This is a genomic window from Sphingopyxis flava (genome assembly GCF_900168005.1).
GTDB classification, from domain to species: domain Bacteria; phylum Pseudomonadota; class Alphaproteobacteria; order Sphingomonadales; family Sphingomonadaceae; genus Sphingopyxis; species Sphingopyxis flava.
On sequence record NZ_FUYP01000079.1, the window covers coordinates 1 to 3,309 of the forward strand.

A 3,309-nucleotide genomic window follows, 5' to 3' on the forward strand; every position below is an offset into this window, starting at 1 on the left:
GCGCGCATGCAAAACTGACCAGAGCTTCCAAGCCATGATCTATCTCGCTGCCGCCGTCATCAACTCACGATGAATCCCCACAGGCCCTAGACCGAGCGACGATCAGATTGGCCTAGCAGGCTTCCCCGATGCCCAGCCGAGATATAGCGGCCTACTTGTTTGTGTTTTCGCCTGATACAGACGGCCCGGTTCTGCCTCGATCCCGAGCAGCCCGCAGAATGCAGCGAATGCTTCAAACCACTTTCGCGTCGGCGAGAAAGAATGGACGATCATGGCCGCTGCATCAGCCTTGTACCTGTCCGCTTCGATTAATCCCGAAACTGTGCGGTGGAGAAGCTGGTAATGGATAGTGCTGGGGATGCTGGCTGCATCGAGACCTAGCGAGCTTGCGAGGTAGGACAACCGCTCAATTTTTCCCGGCGAGGCATTCCTGAGCCAGTCGGTCAACTGGCGATCGAAGGATTCATCGACTTTTCCTTCGATCATAACTGCCACGGTAGAAGGGCCAGCTCTGACGAAGGCAAAAATGTCATTCTGGCTTTCGCCTCGTGATGATCCAGGGAGGGCGACTTTGTGCTCCGGAAAGGCAAAGAGCAGCCTGGGTGCGGGCGCAATCGCTTCGAGTAAGGCACCGACCTCAGCTGGTATTCCGCGCGCGTTTTCCCAGCACTCGGCCAAGGACTTGGCGGAGTATCCATTCCGCCATTGTTTGTCAGGCTCCGCGAGGAACTTTCGCCAAGCGTCCGCTCCTTCCGTGGGCACATAGAATGGCATTTGCTTGCCTCCTCGCGGGATACGGATTGCAGCGATTTATCCCGCAAATCCGGAAATCGAGAAATTGCGGGATAAATCCAGATTGTTCAATTTGCTCACTCTGCCTCTGGCTCCCGATCCACGAACAGGGCAACCAGCGGCTGATTGATGTAGTAATTGTTGCGACCTTCGCGGTGCTTGAACAGCATTCCGCTTTCGGCGAGTTCATCGAGATATTTGGTCGCTGTTGGACGAGAGACCCCAATCTCCTCCTGGACGAATTCGATGCGCGTGTACGGGTGCCGGAAGAGATTGTTGAGCAGGTCCTGTGAGTAGATTTTCGGGTGCTCGGTTCGCATCCTTCGTTTCGTCTCAGCCATCAGACCACGGATCGCTTCGACCAACCGTAAGGTTTCAATGGCAGTCTCCTCCACGCCCTTGAGCATGTAGAGAAGCCACTCTTCCCATTCACCGGTTTCACGTACGACCTGGAGCAGGCGATAGTACTCTCCCTTGTTCTGGGTGATGTATCGGCTGAGGTAGAGGATTGGGATATCGAGCAACCCACAGCGTGTGAGATAAAGCACGTTGATGATGCGCCCGATGCGCCCATTCCCGTCCGGGAAAGGGTGGATGCTTTCGAACTGGTGATGGACGATTGCCATCCGAGTCAAAGGATCGAGATCAACCCCATCACCATCTTCGTTGATGAACTTTTCCAGTGCCCCCATTTCATCGCGAACTTCCTTCGCATCCTGAGGCGGAATGTAGACGAGCGCGCCGGTTCCCTCGTTCTTGAGGGCGGTGCCAGGTGTTTCGCGGAAGGTTCCATCGGTCTTCTTGAGAATGCGGAAGATGGCGATGAGCATGTTGTTTGTGAGCAATCCGTCGAGACGCCGTTGCTCGTCGTATCCGTACCGCAGCGCGTCCCGATATCGGGCCACTTCCTTTGCCGCAGGTGATCCCGCACTTTCGGGAAATGCATTGAGCTGGAAGAGCTCATCTTGCGTCGTGACGATGTTCTCAATTTCGGAACTCGCTTTCGCTTCTTGAAGCGACAGCGTGTCGATCAGAATGCCCTGATTGGGAATGGTTGCAGCGCGGCCTTTAAGTTCGGCAAGGTAGCGATGCGCGCGCGCAAGTGCTTTCAGCACGCTGGGCGTTTCAATGAGGCCGGGGGGCGGCAGGTCCGGAATGGCGTAAGTCGGTTTGAGGGCCACAGATCGTCTCATGCAAAGAATATGCGGCAAGACTTAGCACGATTGCTGGACGTGTAAAGATTTTTCGATTTTCTTTGCATATCCGAATCAACGTGCAAAGCGAAAGCGCATTTGCTTGTCATTTTGACTCAAGCTGCGATTCGCGCGAAAACCGGTCTTCCGCTGCACCAGAACCGTAGATTCGGACCTGCATCGCCCGGGAGCGGACACCAGCGGGAAAAAATCTTTCAGTCCCGGACTGTCCATAGCGATCCAACAGCGTCCACCCGCCATTGCGGAACGGCAATCGTTCTATATTTGTTCTTTCCTACAGCATTGCGGTTCGCATAGCTTGGCCAGCGTCACCTAAGCCAAGGGTGGCGCTGAGTTGAACATCTGATCGCACGGTCCGCAACGGCAATTTGAGAACCAACCCATCGTCGCGAGGGGACAAGCGGCAACGGTGACAGAACCTTGAAACGAAGGAGTCTGTCATGTCGAATATCGAATTACTCACCTGCCATGAGGTAATGCGCCTCACGGGCATTCGCAGCCGGACAACGATCTGGCGACGCATCCGCCGGGGTGCCTTTCCCCATCCCATCGACATTGGCGGCGGACGTATCCGCTGGCGTTCCACTGACATCGAGGAGTGGATCGAGGCCCTCCCCCTGCGCAGCTATTGACCCCTCCAAGGCGGGCAATGGCCCGCAGAAAGCATCTCCCCCATGTCTGTCCTTTCCCTGATCAACGCTGCCCTGCAGAAGCATGGCTGGCTGATCGCTCGCCTTCCGAGCGACGAAGAAGGGCGAGCGGCCCAGCTCGTCGAATTGCTCGTTGAAGACAATACCGATGGGCGCGCCCGTCGGCACATATTGCATCCCTGGCTCTGGTACGAACGCCCGGTCCGCGAGCGGTTTGAAGGACAAGATTGTTGCCTCACTGTTGAGGGCCCGATCTACAGGAGCCAGGACGGAACTGGATATCCGCTTGGCAGCCAGCTTCGCACCGAGTTCGGGTAGCTGGACCTTACGCCAGAAGAGACCAACCGGCTCGCAGACGAAGTCCGGTCAGCGATCGACCTGGCCCTCCTTCGCTGGTTTACGCGCCCCGAAATGGCGGACCGCCAGTTGCCTTCGCGCCAATCCCGCGATCGCTACTTCGACGACTGTCAACGGCGGAGCAAAAGTCGGCCACGGTAGCGGCGGCATAATGCTGCTGCGGGCGGAGTAAAATCCGGCCACCTATTTCCTTTCTGCAACGAGTGCAGGAGGGACAGGGGATCTACACCGTGGAACTTTATTTGAGGGTTCGCCTGGCTGTTTCCGAAGGGATGACGCAGCGCCAGGCGGCGAAG

The 3,309-nt window shown here is 56.7% G+C and carries 4 protein-coding genes; 2 read left to right on the plus strand and 2 right to left on the minus strand.

The genetic code is table 11. The features are described 5' to 3' along the window. Positions 1-102: 102 nt before the first annotated feature. Both B5X69_RS20400 and B5X69_RS20405 read right to left on the minus strand, forming a co-directional pair. Positions 103-774, minus strand: coding sequence for a DUF6946 family protein (locus B5X69_RS20400; RefSeq protein WP_079640297.1), 672 nt, complete (start codon positions 772-774; stop codon positions 103-105). A gap of 95 nt (positions 775-869) precedes the next feature. Further along, a complete protein-coding gene (locus B5X69_RS20405) occupies positions 870-1,973 on the minus strand; it encodes a Fic family protein (RefSeq protein ID WP_245798829.1) in 1,104 nt (367 codons plus the stop codon). 473 nt (positions 1,974-2,446) lie between these two features. On the opposite strand from B5X69_RS20405, the gene B5X69_RS20410 reads away from it, so the two are divergent. Beyond that, positions 2,447-2,638 (plus strand): helix-turn-helix transcriptional regulator, encoded by a 192-nt coding sequence (locus B5X69_RS20410; RefSeq protein WP_079640299.1) that lies wholly within the window; start codon positions 2,447-2,449, stop codon positions 2,636-2,638. Between the two features lie 42 nt (positions 2,639-2,680). Next, entirely contained in the window at positions 2,681-2,974 is a 294-nt protein-coding gene (locus tag B5X69_RS20415) for a hypothetical protein (RefSeq protein ID WP_079640300.1), read from the plus strand. The last annotated feature ends 335 nt before the right edge of the window (positions 2,975-3,309 follow it).

Coding starts and splice junctions, on each gene's coding strand:
- B5X69_RS20400 (WP_079640297.1), bottom strand. CDS start 774: ATGCCATTCTATGTGCCCACGGAAGGAGCGGACGCTTGGCGAAAGTTC.
- B5X69_RS20410 (WP_079640299.1), top strand. CDS start 2,447: ATGTCGAATATCGAATTACTCACCTGCCATGAGGTAATGCGCCTCACG.
- B5X69_RS20415 (WP_079640300.1), top strand. CDS start 2,681: ATGTCTGTCCTTTCCCTGATCAACGCTGCCCTGCAGAAGCATGGCTGG.